The following is an 18538-nucleotide window of genomic DNA, read 5'->3' on the forward strand; positions in this document are numbered from 1 at the left end:
GATAACTTGCATGGCTGTCAAAAAAGCACAGATGATGCCAACTTTCATCTACGATGGTGTTGATCGTAAGGGGATAAAGATTAAGGGGGAAATTCCAGCACGGAATATGGCTTTAGCTAAAGTCACCCTCCGTAAGCAAGGGATTACCATTAAGACCATTCGAGAAAAGAAAAAAAATATTCTTGAAGCGTTTACCAAAAAACGGGTCACCACTCTAGATATCACCATCTTTACCCGTCAGCTTGCTACCATGATGAAAGCGGGTGTGCCTTTGGTACAAAGCTTTGAAATTGTGGCAGAAGGTTTAGACAACCCTGCCATGCGTGAAGTGGTGCTGGGCATTAAAGGTGAAGTCGAAGGTGGTAATACCTTTGCTGGCGCTCTGCGTAAATATCCACAGCATTTTGACAAGTTATTCTGCTCATTAGTGGAATCAGGTGAACAATCTGGTGCGCTTGAAACCATGCTAGACCGTGTCGCGGTCTATAAAGAAAAGAGCGAGTTACTCAAGCAAAAAATCAAAAAAGCCATGAAATATCCAGCCACCGTGATTGTAGTGGCGGTGATTGTCACTATTATTTTGATGGTCAAAGTGGTACCTGTCTTCCAAGACCTGTTTAGCTCCTTTGGTGCTGACTTACCTGCCTTTACGCAAATGGTAGTGAATATGTCAAACTGGATGCAAAGCTACTGGTTTATTTTAATTATAGGTGTTGCTATTGCGATTGCTTTGATTTTAGAAGCGAAAAAACGCAGTAAAAAATTCCGCGATGCGCTCGACAAAGCCGCTCTCAAACTGCCGATTTTTGGTGATCTAATTTATAAAGCCATTATCGCGCGTTATAGCCGCACCTTAGCCACGACCTTTGCTGCCGGTGTACCCCTCATTGATGCACTAGAGTCAACTGCGGGTGCAACCAACAACGTGGTTTATGAAGAAGCTGTACTCAAAATCCGTGATGACGTCGCTACAGGTCAACAATTACAGTTTGCCATGCGTGCGACCAATAAATTCCCTTCAATGGCGATTCAAATGGTCTCAATTGGCGAAGAATCAGGTGCCTTAGATGCCATGCTCGATAAAGTTGCAACCCATTATGAAAACGAAGTCGATAACGCGGTAGATGGCTTAACCTCTATGATGGAGCCACTGATTATGGCAATTTTAGGTGTACTCGTAGGTGGTTTAGTCATTGCCATGTACCTGCCAATCTTCCAAATGGGTTCTGTGGTCTAATGCAAGACATTGTGTATTTTTTAAGCAACAACCCAACTGCGCTGTATATCGTGGTTGGACTCTTCAGCCTGTGTATTGGTAGTTTCTTAAATGTGGTGATTTATCGCACCCCAAAAATGATGCAGCAAGAATGGCACAATGAATGCCAAATGTTGTTGCATCCTGAACAGCCCATCATCGATGACAGCAAGTTTAGCTTAAGCCAACCGGCTTCCACTTGCCCAAAATGTAAAACCGCGATTCGTTGGTATCAAAATATTCCGCTGCTGAGTTGGCTTGTACTGCGCGGCAAATGCGGTAATTGCCAAAACCCAATTAGCATGCGTTATCCGCTGATTGAATTGCTGACCGCAGCCTGCGCTTTGGTTGTGGTGGCAGTGTTGGGGCCAACTGTACAGATGTTATTTGGTTTAGTACTGACTTATATTTTAATCGCGTTAACCTTTATTGATTTTGATACCCAATTGTTACCAGATCGCTATACTCTGCCTCTGGCGGCTTTAGGTTTAATCGTCAACAGTTATGCGCTGTATACTACGCCCACACAAGCCATTTGGGGTTATGTGATTGGTTTCTTATGCTTATGGAGCGTATATTACCTCTTTAAACTCGTGACTGGCAAAGAAGGCATGGGTTATGGTGACTTTAAATTACTCGCTGCCCTAGGCGCTTGGATGGGCCCTTTAATGCTGCCGTTGATTGTGTTACTTTCATCCGTAGTCGGTGCGATTATTGGGATTATTTTACTCAAAGTACGCCAAGAAAATCAGGCGTTTGCCTTTGGTCCTTATATTGCAATTGCTGGCTGGATTGCCTTTTTATGGGGCGACCAAATCATGCAAGTTTACTTAGGTTAAGGATCGCCTTATGCGTTTGATTGTGGGTTTAACAGGAGGCATTGGCAGCGGAAAATCTGCAGCAAGTCAATGGTTTGAGCAACAAGGCATTTGTGTGGTTGATGCTGATATCGTAGCGCGTGAAGTAGTCGAAGCTGGTTCACCGGTGTTAGCACAATTGGTCGCTGCGTTTGGCGATTGGGTGTTACTGGATAATGGCGAGTTAAATCGTCGTGCTTTGCGTGAACATGTATTTCAAGATAATGCTGCACGGCAAACCTTAAACAGCATTACTCATCCTGCAATTCGTCAATCGATTATTCAGCAGCTTGAACAAGCCACCAGTCCTTATGTGATTTTGGTATCGCCTCTTTTATTTGAAAGTCAGCAAAACCAACTTACCTCACGCACACTATTAATTGATGCCAGTGTTGAGCTACAAATTGCCCGTGCCTCACAGCGTGATGGACAAAGCCTCGAACAAATTCAAAGCATTATTGCTGCGCAAATGTCGCGTGAGCAAAAGCAAAATTTAGCTGATGATATTGTATTAAATGATGGTGAGCTTGCACATCTCTATACCAAACTTCGCCCCTTACATTTACATTATTTAGCCTTAAGCGAACAATAAAAAAAGCAGTCTTAAGACTGCTTTTTTTCTGCCAATTTAGCGGCTAAAGGATCTTTACGCCCCATCCAACGCCATGGTTGCAAAGCACCAATCGCCATTCCCACCAAACCACAAATAATGGCCATACTGAGCGGTTCATCGAGTAAGGGTACCGCCAAAATAGCCGCCATAAATGGCGCAAGGGTCACAATACTGCCCGCCTTAAATGCCCCTAAACGTTTAATGGCTTCAACATAGGTCAGTGTGGCAATAATCACCACAAACACCCCATGGAAAATCGTTTGTAGCAGCAGTTGTATCGGTTCTGGTTCACTTAAATTTTTTGGTAAAAACACTAAGTAAATTGGGATGTAAACAATGGCTGACCAAATCGCCACACTAGCCATCGAATGCCAAGCCGACAGTTTCCATTGTCTAAGCAATACACTAAAAGTCCCCCACAACAAAGCGCTGCTAAAAAACAGTAAATCGCCAAAACCAAAGGCAACGCCTGTTTCTTGGTACATCAGATAGCTCATACTGCCAATTGCCAGCAGCATAATCAGCACACTAATCCAAGTACTTTTATCAAACGGCGCTTTATATAACAGCCATGCCATCAGCGCAGTACATAGCGGAATGCAGCCATTTAAGAAAATTGCAGCATGTGCCGCAGGGACATAATGAAAGGCTGTATAGCAAATTAGGCAATACCCTAAGCCACCAATCATGGCTAAAGTAAAGGCACGTCGATTCCATAAAAAAGCAGTGTCTTTTTTATAGATTAAAATTGGCATTAAAATCATAAAGGCCAAAGCAAAACGCAGTGCAGTAATATCCCAAGCACTAATTTGCCAATTGGCACTGAGGCGGGCTGTGAGGGTAAAGCCGCCCCAGATACACATGGTAATCAGAACAAATAAATAACCTTGGTATCTGGGTGACATGCTTATTTTCCGTTACGTTGACGACACGCTTCGTATAACGCCATACCTGTCGCTACACTGACGTTTAAGCTTTGTAAGTTGCCGGCCATTGGAATGTACACCGTTTGGTCACATTGGCTTTGAGTGATTGGACGTAGACCTGTATCTTCTGCTCCCATCACCACACAAACGCCTGTGCCGGTAAAGTCAAACTCATGAATTGGCAAGGCTTTTTCATCCAACATAGTACCCACCACTTGCACATTAAATTCATCTTTAATGTTGCCTAAAGTACGCGCTAAGTTAGTCACTTGAATAAATTTGACTTTTTCGGCACCACCTGCAGCAATTTTACGTGCTGTAGGCGTTAAGCTTGCCGAACGATCGCGCGGTACAATCACTGCTTCTGCACCCATCGCCGCTGCGGTACGAATGCATGCACCTAAGTTATGCGGATCAGTCACTTGGTCTAAAGCCAATAACAAGGCCTTTGGATTATTTTTGAGTAATGCATCTAAATCTTGTTCATTTAAAGTGGGATGCGGACGTACTGCTGCCACCACACCTTGATGGAAGGGTTGACCCGCCATTTTTTCTAATTTGTCGCGGCTCGCTTGCTGTACGCTAATGCCAAACGGTTCTGCAAGAGCCAAAATATTCTTTAAGCGCTGATCATCACGACCTTTTAAGGTAAACAGATTCAAAACGCGCTCAGGCTCAAGCTCTAACAATGACTCCACAGAGTGAACGCCATAAAAATATTCTAATTTAGCCATGAACGACCTCAAGATTTAACTGTGACAATGCCAAAAACAAAAAATCCTGCAAAGTACACCTTACAGGATTTGAACAACTACAGTTTAACTGATTCACTGTAAAATTGCTTGAATTAGCCTTCGAAGTGACACACGTAATCTAGAGGTTCACTGGTTTCGATTTTAAAACGGCTATTACCTGGCACATAGAAAGATTGACCAGCACGGAAGAGTTCGCTGTCGGCACTGTCAGCAATTTGTACACGGCATTCACCTGAGATAATTTCCATACGCTCAGGTGCATGGGTTTCAAATGTCAATGCCTGAGAAGTCGGCAGAATCACGCCTAAAGTTTTTTTAGTGCCATCAGCAAATTGTACCGTGTGACTCACACATAAACCGCCAAAGTAAACATTTGATTTTTTTACTACAGATACATGATCAAACTGCATCGACATGCTTTTTCTCCACAAATAGTATGTTGTAATATTCCAATCGCTGTAGTTTAAATCTGCGTCAACAACTAATCAATTGATCAATAGGGTTGTAGACATATTTTCCACTGCCCTTGTTGTATATTCTGAGCGTAGTGTCTAGGTAAATGAATTTGGATTTTTTGATTTGCTAAAACCTGAGATTGATACTTACAAATTATTTGTTCCTGCTCATCTAACAGTTGCCAACTCAATTGTGCACCTTGTTCGTACTGGACAGGTACCTCAACACATGCTGCTGCGTAGTTACTTCCAACATGAAACGAGGATTCCATTTCATAAGGCATCTGATTTTCAGGAGTGACACAATCTATAGCATTCGGCTCATAGGCTTGCGAATCATGTGTCATTAAACTTTGTGCAATAGTTGGCCATAAGCAATGCCGCAAAAAATGTTGGTCAATAACACGAGCACTTAAATAATCGTCTGTCTTAACATAATTTTGTATTTTTTCTTGAATATCATTAAATATGCCTACACAGCCACCCCACATCCCAGCCAATAACAACTCACTATGGCTATAACTGTCACGCATACAATGAAACCACCTGTCACTTTGTAGCCATGTATTCACAGCTTCAGCTTCACGATATGACACTAAAGAATCTGCATCTCGAATAAGAAAAAATTGCACCTCTGGATCATCTATCACAGCAAAGCGCCACATTAAGCCAGAATAAGCCTGTTGTGCCATATTTACTTGAATCACTTGAGCACCTTGCTCTTTTAAACGCTGTTGAATTTCCAATGGAACACTATTGTCTAGATAATAACGACAAGTCCAAGCAGGATAAATTTTTTGAGCATACCTGAGGTTCAATAATGCAGTTTCACAATAACGTGGATCAGCACCAAATAACGAAAAAGCAATCACATTGCGTTGGGGCTGAGTTGGATCAAAAAGTGGGCGCGGCTTAGAGATTTTTGTTTTTGCAGCAGTGATTACTTGCTGTTTTTTTAAAGCAACTGATAATGCACCATATTTTTGGCGTTCTGCCTTTAATCCTAAATGATGACACACCTCAGTCAGACCATCATAGAGATTAATGGCTTTGGATTGCTCAACAAGAGGAATAGCTTGTTGATAATGCTGATAAGCCTAGACGCAACTCTAAATAAGCAAGATCAATTAATATGATTGGATGATCAGGCAAAAGCTGATGTGCAGCATTTAGCTTTTGGTAAGCTTGTTGATCATTTCCAAGTTGTCGTTGCTGTTTATATTCTTTATGTAATGCAGTTAAGCGTTGGTTTAATTGTTGTCTAGTTAATGTTTTTTTTCTTTGCGGCAAGGCTATTGTTGTTTTCATGATGTCCCTTTCTCCCTTTATACAATATTGTTTAATAGGGTTGTAGGCATATTTTCCACTGCCCTGTTGTTAAAGATTCAGCATAAGGACGTGGCAAGTTCATACGAATTTTGCCTGCCTCTACTTTAGAATCATAAGCACAAATACTATTGAGCTGCTCATCGACTAAATGCCAGCGTACTTGTTTAGCATCAGGCTCATGCACTTTGACTTCGACTACAGGGGTTGCTAAATCTGCACCCACATAAAAATAGTGGGCTTTTTCATAATCACTTTTAGCGACATAGTCGGGAAATGCCACTGCATTACTGGCATATCCCTGTGAGTCATGCATTAATAAACTACGTGCAATGGTTGGCCACATTTGTCTTAAAAAATACCATTCTTGATCTTTCTTTTGCGTCTGCTGATGCAATTGCCAGTACTGCTGCAAAATACTTTCGATATGCTTAAAGGGCCCAAAACAGCCACCTAAATATGCACTTAATAACAGCTCTGTATGGGTGGCATAGTCGCGCATATGATGGAACCAATATTCACTATCTAACCAATCATTGACCGCAGCGCGTTCACGGCGCGATAGCAAGGTATTTACATCACGAATTAAGAAGAATTTGACTTGACGATCACCCATGACTAAAAAGCGCCAAAACTCCATAGGATAATGCTGTTGGTTTTGCGGCACTTTTTTGACTTGCGCCCCAGCAATTTTTAAACGCAGTTGTACATCCATCGGCACGGCATCATTAATATAAAAACGACACGTCCATTCTGGAAAAATATCTTGCGCATAACGCACATTTAATATGGCACTTTCACAATAGCGCGGATCAGCACTATCTAAAGCAAAGCTAATAATATTTTCTTCAGGCTCACTTGGATCAAATTCAGGTCGCTGTTTAGGAAAGGTCAAAATATGATTCTTTTCGACTTCGCGTTGCTTATGTAACAGTGCCAAAGCGCCATATTTTTGTCGCTCTGCATTTAATTCTAGCGCCAAACACACTTCAACCAAGCCATCATAGACATGGTAGCTCAGCTCACTGGCTGGCATCTCCAATACCTCTAAATAATGCTGATATGCCTCTTGATAGCGCTCTAAACGCAGCGCTGTAAATGCTAAATCCATTTTCGCAGTGGGATGCTTAGGTACTAAGGCCAGTACCTCTTTCACTGCTTGATGTGCAGTAAGATAATCCGATACTGCAATCGCATCACGAAAACGTATCGCCAACTGATCTAACTGTTGTTTTAGCGCAGTTTGATCTGGAATCGCAGCTACGCTTCCCGCTGCTGTCGCGTTGGGTTGTTGTTTTAATGTTGAATAGGGCGAACTGGAAAAACTTAATTGTATTTTCATATTTAATTTAATATAGAATTGTTATGTTTTACGTCATCTTAGAATAAAAGTCTGGCGATGACAAAAGAAAGCTGACGATTTTTTATTCATTTTTTTTGCAGCCTGGATGGGTTTATGCTGACACATTTAACTCTGATCAATTTTGCTTTAGCTGAACGCCTTGCCCTTGATGTTAACAGCGGTTTTAATGTGTTAACAGGTGAAACCGGTGCTGGTAAATCCTTACTTTTAGATGCACTCTCTGCCTGTTTAGGCGAACGTACCGACACCAACTATGTACGTTTTGGCTGTGATAAAGCTGATGTCACGGCGGTGTTTAGTTATAAAGACCATAGCCCCGAAGCAAAATGGTTACAACAACAAGAACTTGATGATGACTCAGGCGAAATCCATTTACGCCGAGTGATTTTTGCTACAGGTCGTTCTAAAGCATGGATTAATGGTCGTCCTAGCAGCTTAACTGAACTCAGAGAATTGGGGCGCTTATTGGTACAACTGTATAGCCAGCACAGTCAGCAACAACTCCTTGAGCAACCTTATCCTAAACGTTGGTTAGATCGTTATAGTCAGTTACAACAACCTGCCCAAACCGTACGTGAAGCCTATCAAACTTGGCAACACACCATTCGTCAGCATCAAGCTGCATTGGATGCCCAAGCCACCCGCCAACAACGTATGGCAACTTTGGAGTTACAACTTGAAGAACTCGAAGATGTGGTACAGCTTGATTATCAAGACATCGAACAAGAGTTTGATCGCTTAAGTCACCATGAAAGCATCATGCAAGATTGCGGTTATGCCTTAACTGCCTTAGATGATGCCGAGCAAAACTTAAACCAAGAATTGTCGAGCATCATTCGCCGTTTAGAAGATCATGCAGGACGTAGCGAACAATTGGGTAATATTTATAACTCTTTACTCAATGCGCAAAGTGAACTGGATGATGCCACCAGTAGTATTCGTCAATTTATTGATCGTCAAAGCTTTGACCCAGAACGCATGGAAGAGCTAAACAGCCACATGGAACTGTTCCATCGTTTGGCGCGTAAATACCGTAGCCAACCTGAAGAATTAAAACAAGAATATGAAAACTGGCAAGCAGAGCTCGAGCAGCTACAACAGCTTGAAGATCCAGAAACCTTAGCCGAGCAAGTTGCTTTGGCTGAACAAGATTTTATGCAACATGCCCAAGCCCTAGACCAATTACGCCGTACAGCAGCCGTACCTTTGGCGCTTAAACTCACTGAACAAGTCAAGCAATTGGCGCTACCTGAAGCACATTTTGAATTTAAGTTTGAGCCTTTAGAGCAACCCAATGCTGAAGGTTTAAGTTTGGTGCAATTACTGTTTACAGCCAACAAAGGTATGCCAGCACAGCCATTGGCCAAAGTGGCCTCTGGTGGTGAATTGTCACGTATCGCATTGGTGATGCAAGTGATGAATGCTGAGAAAACCGATGCCGAGATTTTAGTATTTGACGAAATTGACGTCGGGATTAGTGGCGGTACCGCGGAAATCGTTGGGCGTTTACTGGCAGACTTGGCACAACATGTGCAAATTTTATGTATCACGCATCAAGCACAGGTCGCAGCCCAATCTGATCAGCACTTATTGGTGCAAAAACAACAAACTGATCCAGCCAGTAGTACCATTTTTGAGCTGAATGAAGAAGATCGTATTTTAGAATTGGCACGTATGACAGGCGGTGTTGAAATTAATCAAACCACATTGCAGCATGCCAAACAGCTACGTCAGCTCAAATTCCAACAGCTGTAATGTAAATACACAAAAAGACATTGGTTTATTGGTCGGACTCTAGTAATTTGAATAGATGTACTCACGCAAAAAAGGAGATTTGCCGCATTGCCAAATAAACAATATTTGACGCACCGTTGCCTTATTGCCCCACCGGATTTGGCGGATGACTTTTTTGCAAATACCGTCATTTATCTGGCACGGCATGATGCAGATGGTGCTCAAGGCATTATCATTAACCGCCCATCTGGTATTCAGGTGAAAGAGTTACTCAATGACCTTGAAATCACTGCCGACCATGTGCATCCACATGAAGTCTTACAAGGTGGCCCCCTACGCCCTGAAGCAGGTTTTGTCTTGCATACAGGTCAGCCGACTTGGCATTCTTCGGTGGCGGTTGGTGAAAACGTGTGTATTACCACCTCCAAAGATATTTTGGATGCGATTGCGCACAACCAAGGTGTAGGCAATTATCAAATTGCACTTGGTTATGCCAGTTGGGATAAAAATCAGCTTGAACAAGAACTTGCCCGCGGTGAGTGGTTGGTCTGCGATGCTGATATGGATTTAATTTTTAATTTACCTTATGCCGAGCGCTGGGACGCTGCCTATAAAAAAATGGGCCTCGACCGCACTTGGTTATCTTCTGAGATTGGACATGCCTGATTTAAACCAACCCCATATGCTAATGGCTTTTGACTTTGGCACACAAAAAATGGGCATGGCCGTAGGTCAATCCTTGATTCATAGTGCGAATCCCCTCGCCTTGTTTCCAATGCGCGATGGGATTCCTGATTGGGACAATCTGCTTAAAATCGTCAAGCAATATCAACCCACCCTTTTTTTAGTGGGTTTACCCCTAAATATGGATGACAGCGAATCTGAGCTTTCTGCTCGGGCGCGTAAATTTGCCCGTCGCCTACGTCATCAAACCAACATTGAAACCTTAATGGTCGATGAACGCTTAACCACGCGTGAAGCACGCGATGAACTTATATCCTATCAAGCTAAAGGTCGTGGTAAAAATATTGCTGCTGACAGTATGGCTGCGGCTTTATTTATTGAAAGTTGGTATCGTGATCCGCAAGGTGTAAAGCCTTAATCTTACAAGCACCGTTAAGGTGCTTTTTTATTGCTGTTTTAAGCAGCAAAACGTACTAATGAGATATAAAACCACGCCAGCTGGCATTTTTACAACTTGAATCTCTTATATAAAGAATCAACTCTAAAACTCGCCAGCAATCTTCATACAAATCATGCTGCTTTATTATATATTTTTCTAAATTGTATTGATTTGCGTATATAGCCCAAAAAGCTTTGCCTGCGGGTATCATTTTTGTTGTAAAGTAATCGAGAATTACTATTGATTAAACATTTTTTGAGTACGCAGGTAATTATGGCGCTTTCTAGTTTTGGTAAAATTCTGACTGTTTTAGACCTTTTTTCGGTATCTCGTCCGGTGATTAATGTCGATACGATCAGTGCAGAGCTTGGCCTATCTAAACCCACCAGCTACCGCTATTTAAAAGAATTGGTTTCTGCCGAATTACTACAGCGTTTAAGCGGTACTTCGGGTGATTACACCTTAGGCTCTAAAATTGCTGTGCTGGATTATATTTCTAGAACCACTGACCCTTTAGTACAAATTAGCATTCCATTTATTAAAGATATTGTCGAACGCACCGAGTTTTCATGTTTACTGACGCATTTAAACTATGATTCATGTATTGATCTACATGATGAAGTATTTAAAAACATGAGCTTATTGTCTTATGGACGAGGTTGCCCACGTCCTGTCTATGTAGGTTCTTCACCTAAAGCTATCATTTCACATTTGCCTAAACAGCAAATTTTAGACTATTACCAACGCTTTTCTGCTCAACTGGCCGAAGTTCACTTTGCCCATAGTGAAGAAGAATTTTTAAGCTTAATGAAAAAAATTAAAAAACAGGGTTATTACTTTTCTAATGGTGAACTTGATCCCAATATTGCTGGTGTGTCAGTACCTGTAAAATTCTCGAGTAAAGAACCCCCGCTGGCTTTGACCTTGCTTGCGTCTAAGAATCGTTTTGAATTTGTAAATTTACAGAAATTAATCGAGATTTTACAAGAGAATGCCGCTTTAATTGAAAAGAAATTTATGGCGCTTGAACAAGAAAAGTCTTGAGCACTTTATACTCCGCCCATGTTTAACATGGGCTTTTTTTTGACAATTTTTCCACAGTTTAAGTAGCCAATCTCGCTACACTCAAATGACCTGATAACTATAAAGCGAAAGCGACCGTTATGAATTTATGGCAACTGTTTCAAAAATTACGTCCCTTTGTACAGCCCTATAAATTATTGGTTATTGCCACTTTAGCTTTAACTTTTGTAGGTGCATTTACCGCACAGGTCAATGCCTTGACCTTACAATATGCCGTCGATCAAATTAATGCTTTGCTAGAACAAGGTCTTGGCTTAGATGCCGGTTGGCATATTTTAATTACCATTTCTATCATTTTACTCAGCAAAGAAATCATTAATGCTTTTGTGCAATTTGGGCAAAAATTTTATGGCGAAAAACTCAGAATCTTTGTTTCACAAGATTTAGCCCAAGGCATTATCGAGAAGTTTTTGACCTATCGTTTGGCTTTTTTTAACCAAGACAATAACCAAGCAGGCAAACTACAAACCCGTATTGACCGTGGTATTGGTTCACTGACCCGCTTAGTACAAATCTTTTTTATTGATATTTTACCGCTGTTTACCAGCGCCATTGTGGCACTCGGTTTAATGTACTATGCCAATTTTTATGTGGGACTGGTCGCAACCGCGATTGTGCCAATTTATTTTTGGCTGACCTATAAACAGGCACAAAAGTTAGGCAGTTGGCGACGTAATTTACGTGATGGTCGTGAGAAAAAAAGCCAAGGCATTTTAAGCATTATTAACTCGATTACCGTGATTAAATCTTTTAATCGCGAACAAATTGAAGCGGAAAAACAGCTGAGTTTACAACGTGATTTAACCCAAAATCAGATGCATACTCGGCAAACCAGTTTTATTTTTGATGGTTTAAAAACCTTTATTGAGCAAATTGGCATTGTCCTGATCATTATTTTAACCGCGTATTTCGTCCTCGATGGGCAAATGAGTATTGGCATGATTATGTATCATGTGTTGCTCTTTAATAACGTTTCAGCCCCAATTCGCTCGCTGCATCGCATTTATGATGAAGTCAATGATGCCATGATTTACTCGGAAAGCTTCTTTAAAATTTTAGAAGCGGATCATGAGATTGAGGCTAGTGGCGCACAAAAACCACAGATTCATGGTGAGTTTAAACTTAGTAACGTCAATTTCTTCTACCCCAATGGTCACCATGCCTTAAAAGACATTTCGATGACCATTCAGCCCAACAAAATTACCGCTTTGGTGGGTTTATCTGGCGCAGGGAAATCAACCTTAATTAGCTTGCTGGATAAATTTTATCTGCCTAACGACGGCAGTATTCGCCTAGATGGTGTGGACTTAAACGATGTAGATACCCAATATTTACGTGATCAAATTGGTTTAGTGCTACAAAAAAACCATATTTTCCAAGGCTCTATTTTTGAAAATATCCGTTACGGTAAAATGAATGCCACAGATGAAGAAGTCTATTTGGCAGCAGAAAAAGCCTCAATCCATAGTCAAATTTTACAATTACCTGAGGGCTATGACAGTGACGCGTTAATGCTTTCTGGTGGTCAACAGCAGCGCATTGCCATTGCACGCATGTTTTTAAAAAATCCACCGATTATTTTTTTAGATGAACCCACCGCAAGCCTTGACGCGATTGCCACAGAACAAATTAAGCAGAGCCTAGATGAGATCAAACAAGATCGGACTGTGATTATTATTTCACATAGTTTGTCGCAAATTATTGATGCCGATTATACCTATGTCATGCAAGAAGGTCGGATTGCTGAACACGGCGAACATGACCATTTGTACCATCAAGATGGGGTTTATAAAGAGATTTTTAATGCCATGGCCAAGAGTTTAAATATCGAAAAAATCGCCAAAACCTTTGAAGATGATAGCGAAGAAGAAACCCATAGCTAAAGCACAAATTGCCGAAAGGTCAGGTTAATGCGTGGTTCATGCACACGTAGCATTTTAGGAATTTGATGTTGCCAATGTTGCTGCGTTGTACCGCGCATCACAATTAACTGACCGCTATTTAACGCTAAACTGACTTTTTCTTGGCTCTGTTTATGGCGCAAATAAAATTTACGACTCGCTCCAAAACTCAAAGACGCAATTGTGGTTTCTGAGGCCAGCGACATATCATCATCGCTATGCCAACCCATACCTTCATTACCTGAGGGATAAAAATTGGCTAAACAGGAATTAAATTGGCTTTGGGTTAACTGCTCAATATAGTGTTTGAGTTGCAACATTGCATCGGACCACGGTAGCGCAATCCGCTCGATCCCTGAATATTGATAGTTCTGCCCTGCATCGCCATACCACACCACTAAGCGTTTAAGGACATGATGCTTGCCATAAATGCGCACTTCATCGGCTTGCCAAGGCAATTGATGCTGTAAATAGGCAAACCAATCGGCTGCATCTTGTTGGCTAAAGATAGTGCCGTAATCTTCGACAATACCGTCATAGGGTAAATAATTTTTCAAGGTCATCAAAAAAGCCCCTCAAGGAGGAGCTTTTATTTTACGGCTGTTTTAAGTATGGCCATGCTGCTTTTAAGTAAATAAACATCGACCACAGCGTTAAAATCACCGCGGTATACAGCAGTAAATACGCCAAGGTTTCAAGTGGTGGCCAATTAAGTAAAAAGACTGAAATCGCAATCATTTGGAATGCAGTTTTATATTTACCCACCGCAGACACCGCAACGCTAGTGCGCGCGCCTAGTTCCGCCATCCATTCACGTAAGGCAGATACGGTAATTTCACGCGAGATAATCACAATCGCCGCAAATGCCATCGAAATCGTCGGTTGCCATTGCACCAAGACAATTAAAGCAGCCGCAACCATCAATTTATCAGCTACAGGGTCTAAAAAGCGTCCAAAAGCCGATGTTTGGTTTAAAGTACGTGCTAAATAGCCATCAAACCAATCGGTGACTGCTGCAATGACAAAAATTGCGGTCAGTACAATATGGCGCGTCATGCTACCGTCATGACCATCAACCCCCACTGCCGGCGGCCAATACGCCACCAACAAAAATACGGGTATTAACGCGATACGCGCTAAGGTCAAGATATTAGGAATATTCAGGATACGACCTGTTGTCATAGACACCGCCAACGCTTCCCCATGCTGTAGATCAAACCAGCCAATGATTTTGGTTTTTTCGTGTGAATAGCGCCACTTTATACGAAATGCCCCACAGTGTCACTAGCTGTAACCATCAGCACAGGTCAAGCACCTTGGCTTTATTCGTGTAACACCTTATAAATTGTGCGCGCCATCACAGCACCTAAACCTGGCACCAAACTTAAATCTTTTTCCGAGGCTTTCAGTACGCCTTGAATACCCCCAAAATGGGTGAGTAAATCACGGCGGCGTTTTGGCCCTAAACCAGGAATGGCTTCAAGCACCGATGAACTACGACGTTTATCGCGTTTGGCACGATGCTTGGTAATGGCAAAGCGGTGCGCTTCATCGCGTACCTGCTGAATGAGGTGCAGTGCTTTATGATCTTCAGGCAACTGTACTTTACGCCCATCGGTAAAATGTAAGGTTTCTAAACCCGGTTTACGCCCTTCGCCTTTGGAGACTCCCACCAAAAAAGCCTGCTCAGTGAGGCCTAAATCCTGCATCACCTGCATCGCCATATTCAGCTGCCCTTTACCACCATCAATCAAGAGTAAATCCGGCAACATATGCTTGCTATAACGACGGGTTAAGGCTTGGCGCATCGCGGCATAATCATCGCCTTCGGTAATATCGTCGATGCTAAATTGACGATAATCGCGTTTTCGCATACCGCCACTGTCAAACACCACACACGAAGCAATGGTCGCTTCACCCATAGTATGCGAAATATCAAAGCATTCGATACGGTCTATAGGCCGCTCAAGTACTTGTTCGAGTTGATGAAAACGTTCATTCAGTTCTAAATGATTGGCTAACTGACCTTTAATCGCATGTTGCACATTCATCTGTGCTAACTCTTGCCATTCGGCACGGGTTTCTCGCACTTTATGTTTAATTTGAATTTTTTTCTCAAACTGCTGCGTTAAAGCTTGCTCAAGTTGTTTTTGGTCTGGTAATGCCACATTGACAATCAATTCACTGGGTACTTCATCTGCCACCTGAAAGTAAAAATTAGCGATAAAGTCATTTAGCATTTGCCCTAAATCATCGCCTTGCATATCGGGGAAATAGCTTTTGCCACCCAACATTTTGCCATTACGCACATGCATAATTTGCACGCAAGTCACACCGGCCTGATAGGCAATCGCTAAAATATCTGCTTCACCTTTGATTTTATAAATCGCTTGATTGGCTTGTACGTCACGCAGCAAGGCCAAACGATCACGATAAAACACCGCTTTTTCAAACTCTAAACTTTCCGCTGCCGCTTCCATTTTGCCAATCAATTCTTGATTCAGCTCTTTGGTGTCGCCTTGTAAAAAGCGTAACGAGTTCGCCACATCTTGTTGATAATCTTCCGGCGAAATTAGCCCGACACAGGGCCCACTACAGCGTTTAATTTGGTATTGCAAACATGGGCGTTTACGCTGGGCAAAATAGCTATTTTCACATTGGCGTACATTAAATAATTTTTGTAACACTAACAGCGTATCTTTGGCATTGGCAGCACTTGGATAAGGGCCAAAGAATTTCCCTGCTTGATGTTTGCCTTTCCCGCGCCCACTGGCAATGCGTGGATAAGGTTTATCTGCCGAAACATAGATATACACATAAGATTTATCATCGCGCAGCATAATGTTATATGGCGGACGATGTAGCTTAATTAAATTTTGCTCGAGCAATAAAGCTTCGGTTTCCGAGCGCACCACCAAAGTTTCAATATCATAAATCCGCGCCACCAACGCTTGAGTTTTTGGATGCTCAATGGTTTTGACGAAATAACTCGAAACACGATTTTTAAGATTTTTGGCTTTACCCACATACAACAGTTCACCGTCTTTACCCAACATGCGATACACCCCCGGCAAGGTAGTCATGTTGGCTAAGATTTTTTCGATATGAGGACGCGCATTTTCGTTCACAGTGAACCTATGACTAGCAATATTTACCCTCATAATGTGATGGTTAAATCCTTATTTTCAAGCAGCTTTATGTAGTGGATTAATAGCCGCACAGTCGTTTTTAGCAATAAGGTCATCATTAAAACGTATGCCTTGGCTGCTGCATTTTTGTTATGCTGCAGTCCTGCTTTAGGGAACTCATGTTATGACGCAATCTTCGCATGCCATGCATATTATTCAGCCGGCTACATCTAGTCATAGTCTGTCAGAAAAAGACCGTTTAATTGGTAAACCACGTTTTCATTTTGAGCCGACCGAGGTGATGCAAAAATTGCGTCAGCGCATCATTGGCCAAGATGCTGCGCTCAATGAAATCGAAAAAATGCTGCATGTGGTGAAAGCCGATTTTTCTAATCCTGAACGCCCTTTATCGGTGACTTTAATGCTTGGCCCAACCGGTGTAGGTAAAACTGAAACCGTGCGTTTAATCAGTGAAGCAATTTATGGCCGTGCCGATGCCTTTTGCCGGATTGATATGAATACCTTAGCGCAAGAGCATTATGCAGCAGCACTCACCGGTGCACCGCCCGGCTATGTGGGGTCTAAAGAAGGTCATAGCTTATTTGATGAAACAGCGATTGCAGGCTCACATACTCGCCCCGGGATTATGCTGTTTGATGAGCTAGAAAAAGCCTCGACTGAAGTGTTACGTGGCTTAATGAATGTATTAGATACCGGAAAACTGACCTTAACCGCGGGCACAAAGACGATTGATTTTCGCAATTGCATGATCTTTATGACCAGTAATGTCGGTGCACAGGCGGCGCAGCAATATCTCGATAAGCTGAATTTCTTGCCTAAAAAAATGCAGGATCTGTGTTTAAAACGCGTACCTACACAAACCATTATAGAAAAAGTCATGCAGCGTAAGTTTGATCCTGAGTTTTTAAACCGTATTGATCGTACTTTGCATTATTTACCGGTACAAAATGATGCCTTACCGCAATTGGTCGAGATTGAACTTGGCAAACTTAATCAGCGTTTACAACATCAAAAACGCCAAGTCCGCTTAACCGATGCAGCCAAAGCGCATTTTTATCAAGATCATGATATTCGTTATGGCGCGCGGCATTTAGGTCGTAAAATCCGCACCGAACTTGAACCGGTATTGGCTTTATATTTTCTACAGCATCCTGAAGTCTTGGAGCTGCAACTGGATTACCAAAACGGTCATTTTCAAGTGCAGGCTTAAAATATAAAAAACCACGCTACAGCGTGGTTTTTAGTTATTGGCATTCGGCTTCTGTAGAGGCTAAATTACAATTCTTTAAATAGTTTAATTCTTTGATTCGTACTTTGGTTTTTTCAGTTAAACACTGCGTCACCAGTTGTGAGTAAATCGAACCACCTTTATAGCCACTCGCGATTAACTCACAGTCTTTTTCTTTATAGGTCACCCAGCCACGCTGTGCAGCCACCAACAACTTTTTATCTGCTTTGTCTAAGCTTTTGGCATAGCTGTTATAAATTTGATTCAGCTGTTGATCAGCCTGTTTATATTGTTTAGCCAAACACAGATTAATATCGGTTTGTGTCGCTTGATCTGTACAGTTTGCCATTGTATGAGTACTCAGCAGTGCGCCTGCCAATACTACTAAATATGCGAATTTCATCCATCTCCCCCCAAGTTAAATATTGCATTCTAAAGTTAAATTTTCGCACGAAACAATCTTTTTATCTCTCATTCTGAAAGATCTCTCTTCGCGCTGCTTTAGATACTCACAGCACCCCCTTTTTTAGCCAGAATTTACTGCCTAAATAGGCTATAAACTGTGGTTAAGCCGCAGTTGCTTCAGCTTACCTATCTCTTGCTATTGACCATATTGACTAAAAGCTAAGACAAAATCACTTGCAAAAATTACAATTCTTGCTTAAATCTAAGTTGCTTTAAACAGCAAAAAGTTAAATAGAAACAGCTGCTTTAAAATTTTATGCCACAAAGCATTACAAAATCCCTATATAAGCTTGCAGCGAAACTCT

The 18538-nt window shown here is 41.9% G+C and carries 19 protein-coding genes; 9 read left to right on the forward strand and 10 right to left on the reverse strand.

Annotation, left to right across the window (positions count from 1 at the left end; genetic code table 11):
* The first annotated feature begins 10 nt into the window (after positions 1-10).
* From CYK47_RS03380 to coaE, 3 genes are read left to right on the forward strand one after another with little or no spacing between them, the layout of a single operon-like run.
* Positions 11-1237 carry a type II secretion system F family protein gene (locus tag CYK47_RS03380; RefSeq protein ID WP_122898919.1) on the forward strand — a complete coding sequence of 409 codons (1227 nt, stop codon included), beginning with the start codon at positions 11-13 and terminating at the stop codon, positions 1235-1237.
* Positions 1237-2094, forward strand: coding sequence for a prepilin peptidase (locus tag CYK47_RS03385; protein ID WP_122898921.1), 858 nt, complete (start codon positions 1237-1239; stop codon positions 2092-2094). Before CYK47_RS03380 ends, CYK47_RS03385 begins: the two co-directional genes overlap by 1 nt.
* A 10-nt stretch (positions 2095-2104) precedes the next feature.
* Complete coding sequence (gene coaE / locus CYK47_RS03390; RefSeq protein ID WP_122898923.1) at positions 2105-2704, forward strand: dephospho-CoA kinase; 600 nt, start codon at positions 2105-2107, stop codon at positions 2702-2704.
* Positions 2705-2715: 11 nt separating this feature from the next.
* Here the strand turns inward: coaE and CYK47_RS03395 are convergent, their stop codons facing one another.
* The 6 genes from CYK47_RS03395 to CYK47_RS03420 all read right to left on the reverse strand — a co-directional run bounded on the left by CYK47_RS03395 (position 2716) and on the right by CYK47_RS03420 (position 7529).
* Positions 2716-3630 (reverse strand): DMT family transporter, encoded by a 915-nt coding sequence (locus tag CYK47_RS03395; protein ID WP_122898925.1) that lies wholly within the window; start codon positions 3628-3630, stop codon positions 2716-2718.
* A 2-nt stretch (positions 3631-3632) separates the two neighbouring features.
* Positions 3633-4385, reverse strand: a complete 753-nt coding sequence (gene rlmB, locus CYK47_RS03400) for a 23S rRNA (guanosine(2251)-2'-O)-methyltransferase RlmB (protein ID WP_122898927.1) — start codon at positions 4383-4385, stop codon at positions 3633-3635.
* Positions 4386-4498: 113 nt separating this feature from the next.
* Positions 4499-4822, reverse strand: coding sequence for a pyrimidine/purine nucleoside phosphorylase (gene ppnP, locus CYK47_RS03405; protein WP_122898928.1), 324 nt, complete (start codon positions 4820-4822; stop codon positions 4499-4501).
* A 77-nt stretch (positions 4823-4899) separates the two neighbouring features.
* On the reverse strand, positions 4900-5880 hold the full coding sequence (locus CYK47_RS03410) for a nitroreductase family protein (protein ID WP_122898931.1): 981 nt from the start codon (positions 5878-5880) through the stop codon (positions 4900-4902).
* A 40-nt stretch (positions 5881-5920) separates the two neighbouring features.
* On the reverse strand, positions 5921-6169 hold the full coding sequence (locus tag CYK47_RS03415) for a hypothetical protein (RefSeq protein WP_122898933.1): 249 nt from the start codon (positions 6167-6169) through the stop codon (positions 5921-5923).
* A 31-nt stretch (positions 6170-6200) separates the two neighbouring features.
* The gene (locus tag CYK47_RS03420) at positions 6201-7529 is read right to left on the reverse strand and encodes a tetratricopeptide repeat protein (RefSeq protein WP_122898935.1); all 1329 of its coding nucleotides are present in this window, start codon (positions 7527-7529) and stop codon (positions 6201-6203) included.
* A 114-nt stretch (positions 7530-7643) separates the two neighbouring features.
* Here CYK47_RS03420 and recN point away from each other — a divergent pair, with 114 nt between their 5' ends.
* The 5 genes from recN to CYK47_RS03445 all read left to right on the forward strand — a co-directional run bounded on the left by recN (position 7644) and on the right by CYK47_RS03445 (position 13373).
* Positions 7644-9305 (forward strand): DNA repair protein RecN, encoded by a 1662-nt coding sequence (gene recN, locus CYK47_RS03425; protein WP_122898936.1) that lies wholly within the window; start codon positions 7644-7646, stop codon positions 9303-9305.
* Positions 9306-9392: 87 nt separating this feature from the next.
* Positions 9393-9950 carry a YqgE/AlgH family protein gene (locus tag CYK47_RS03430; RefSeq protein ID WP_122898938.1) on the forward strand — a complete coding sequence of 186 codons (558 nt, stop codon included), beginning with the start codon at positions 9393-9395 and terminating at the stop codon, positions 9948-9950.
* Complete coding sequence (ruvX, locus tag CYK47_RS03435; RefSeq protein ID WP_122898940.1) at positions 9943-10386, forward strand: Holliday junction resolvase RuvX; 444 nt, start codon at positions 9943-9945, stop codon at positions 10384-10386. Before CYK47_RS03430 ends, ruvX begins: the two co-directional genes overlap by 8 nt.
* A gap of 294 nt (positions 10387-10680) precedes the next feature.
* Positions 10681-11451: an IclR family transcriptional regulator gene (locus CYK47_RS03440; protein WP_122898942.1), complete on the forward strand. Its 771-nt coding sequence runs from the start codon at positions 10681-10683 to the stop codon at positions 11449-11451.
* Between the two features lie 119 nt (positions 11452-11570).
* Positions 11571-13373 carry an ABC transporter ATP-binding protein gene (locus CYK47_RS03445; RefSeq protein ID WP_122898944.1) on the forward strand — a complete coding sequence of 601 codons (1803 nt, stop codon included), beginning with the start codon at positions 11571-11573 and terminating at the stop codon, positions 13371-13373.
* Here the strand turns inward: CYK47_RS03445 and CYK47_RS03450 are convergent.
* The 3 genes from CYK47_RS03450 to uvrC form a co-directional block, all read right to left on the reverse strand.
* Positions 13370-13954, reverse strand: a complete 585-nt coding sequence (locus CYK47_RS03450) for an alpha-ketoglutarate-dependent dioxygenase AlkB family protein (protein WP_122898946.1) — start codon at positions 13952-13954, stop codon at positions 13370-13372. The two genes, CYK47_RS03445 and CYK47_RS03450, sit on opposite strands and share 4 nt — an antisense overlap.
* A 31-nt stretch (positions 13955-13985) precedes the next feature.
* Entirely contained in the window at positions 13986-14573 is a 588-nt protein-coding gene (gene pgsA, locus CYK47_RS03455) for a CDP-diacylglycerol--glycerol-3-phosphate 3-phosphatidyltransferase (RefSeq protein ID WP_122898948.1), read from the reverse strand.
* Between the two features lie 140 nt (positions 14574-14713).
* A complete protein-coding gene (uvrC, locus tag CYK47_RS03460; RefSeq protein WP_122898950.1) occupies positions 14714-16519 on the reverse strand; it encodes an excinuclease ABC subunit UvrC in 1806 nt (601 codons plus the stop codon).
* 184 nt (positions 16520-16703) lie between these two features.
* On the opposite strand from uvrC, the gene CYK47_RS03465 reads away from it, so the two are divergent.
* Positions 16704-17750, forward strand: coding sequence for an AAA family ATPase (locus CYK47_RS03465; RefSeq protein WP_122898951.1), 1047 nt, complete (start codon positions 16704-16706; stop codon positions 17748-17750).
* A 34-nt stretch (positions 17751-17784) separates the two neighbouring features.
* Here the strand turns inward: CYK47_RS03465 and CYK47_RS03470 are convergent, their stop codons facing one another.
* Complete coding sequence (locus CYK47_RS03470) at positions 17785-18171, reverse strand: lysozyme inhibitor LprI family protein (protein WP_122898953.1); 387 nt, start codon at positions 18169-18171, stop codon at positions 17785-17787.
* Between the last annotated feature and the right edge of the window lie 367 nt (positions 18172-18538).

Source organism: Acinetobacter sp. B51(2017) (assembly GCF_003711395.1).
Classification (GTDB): Bacteria; Pseudomonadota; Gammaproteobacteria; order Pseudomonadales; family Moraxellaceae; genus Acinetobacter.

What these genes read in the sequence shown, in the direction of transcription:
- CYK47_RS03380 (WP_122898919.1), top strand. Translation starts at nt 11, where the DNA reads ATGGCTGTCAAAAAAGCACAGATGATGCCAACTTTCATCTACGATGGT.
- CYK47_RS03385 (WP_122898921.1), top strand. Translation starts at nt 1,237, where the DNA reads ATGCAAGACATTGTGTATTTTTTAAGCAACAACCCAACTGCGCTGTAT.
- coaE (WP_122898923.1), top strand. Translation starts at nt 2,105, where the DNA reads ATGCGTTTGATTGTGGGTTTAACAGGAGGCATTGGCAGCGGAAAATCT.
- CYK47_RS03395 (WP_122898925.1), bottom strand. Translation starts at nt 3,630, where the DNA reads ATGTCACCCAGATACCAAGGTTATTTATTTGTTCTGATTACCATGTGT.
- rlmB (WP_122898927.1), bottom strand. Translation starts at nt 4,385, where the DNA reads ATGGCTAAATTAGAATATTTTTATGGCGTTCACTCTGTGGAGTCATTG.
- ppnP (WP_122898928.1), bottom strand. Translation starts at nt 4,822, where the DNA reads ATGTCGATGCAGTTTGATCATGTATCTGTAGTAAAAAAATCAAATGTT.
- CYK47_RS03415 (WP_122898933.1), bottom strand. Translation starts at nt 6,169, where the DNA reads ATGAAAACAACAATAGCCTTGCCGCAAAGAAAAAAAACATTAACTAGA.
- CYK47_RS03420 (WP_122898935.1), bottom strand. Translation starts at nt 7,529, where the DNA reads ATGAAAATACAATTAAGTTTTTCCAGTTCGCCCTATTCAACATTAAAA.
- recN (WP_122898936.1), top strand. Translation starts at nt 7,644, where the DNA reads ATGCTGACACATTTAACTCTGATCAATTTTGCTTTAGCTGAACGCCTT.
- ruvX (WP_122898940.1), top strand. Translation starts at nt 9,943, where the DNA reads ATGCCTGATTTAAACCAACCCCATATGCTAATGGCTTTTGACTTTGGC.
- CYK47_RS03440 (WP_122898942.1), top strand. Translation starts at nt 10,681, where the DNA reads ATGGCGCTTTCTAGTTTTGGTAAAATTCTGACTGTTTTAGACCTTTTT.
- CYK47_RS03445 (WP_122898944.1), top strand. Translation starts at nt 11,571, where the DNA reads ATGAATTTATGGCAACTGTTTCAAAAATTACGTCCCTTTGTACAGCCC.
- CYK47_RS03450 (WP_122898946.1), bottom strand. Translation starts at nt 13,954, where the DNA reads ATGACCTTGAAAAATTATTTACCCTATGACGGTATTGTCGAAGATTAC.
- pgsA (WP_122898948.1), bottom strand. Translation starts at nt 14,573, where the DNA reads ATGACAACAGGTCGTATCCTGAATATTCCTAATATCTTGACCTTAGCG.
- CYK47_RS03465 (WP_122898951.1), top strand. Translation starts at nt 16,704, where the DNA reads ATGACGCAATCTTCGCATGCCATGCATATTATTCAGCCGGCTACATCT.
- CYK47_RS03470 (WP_122898953.1), bottom strand. Translation starts at nt 18,171, where the DNA reads ATGAAATTCGCATATTTAGTAGTATTGGCAGGCGCACTGCTGAGTACT.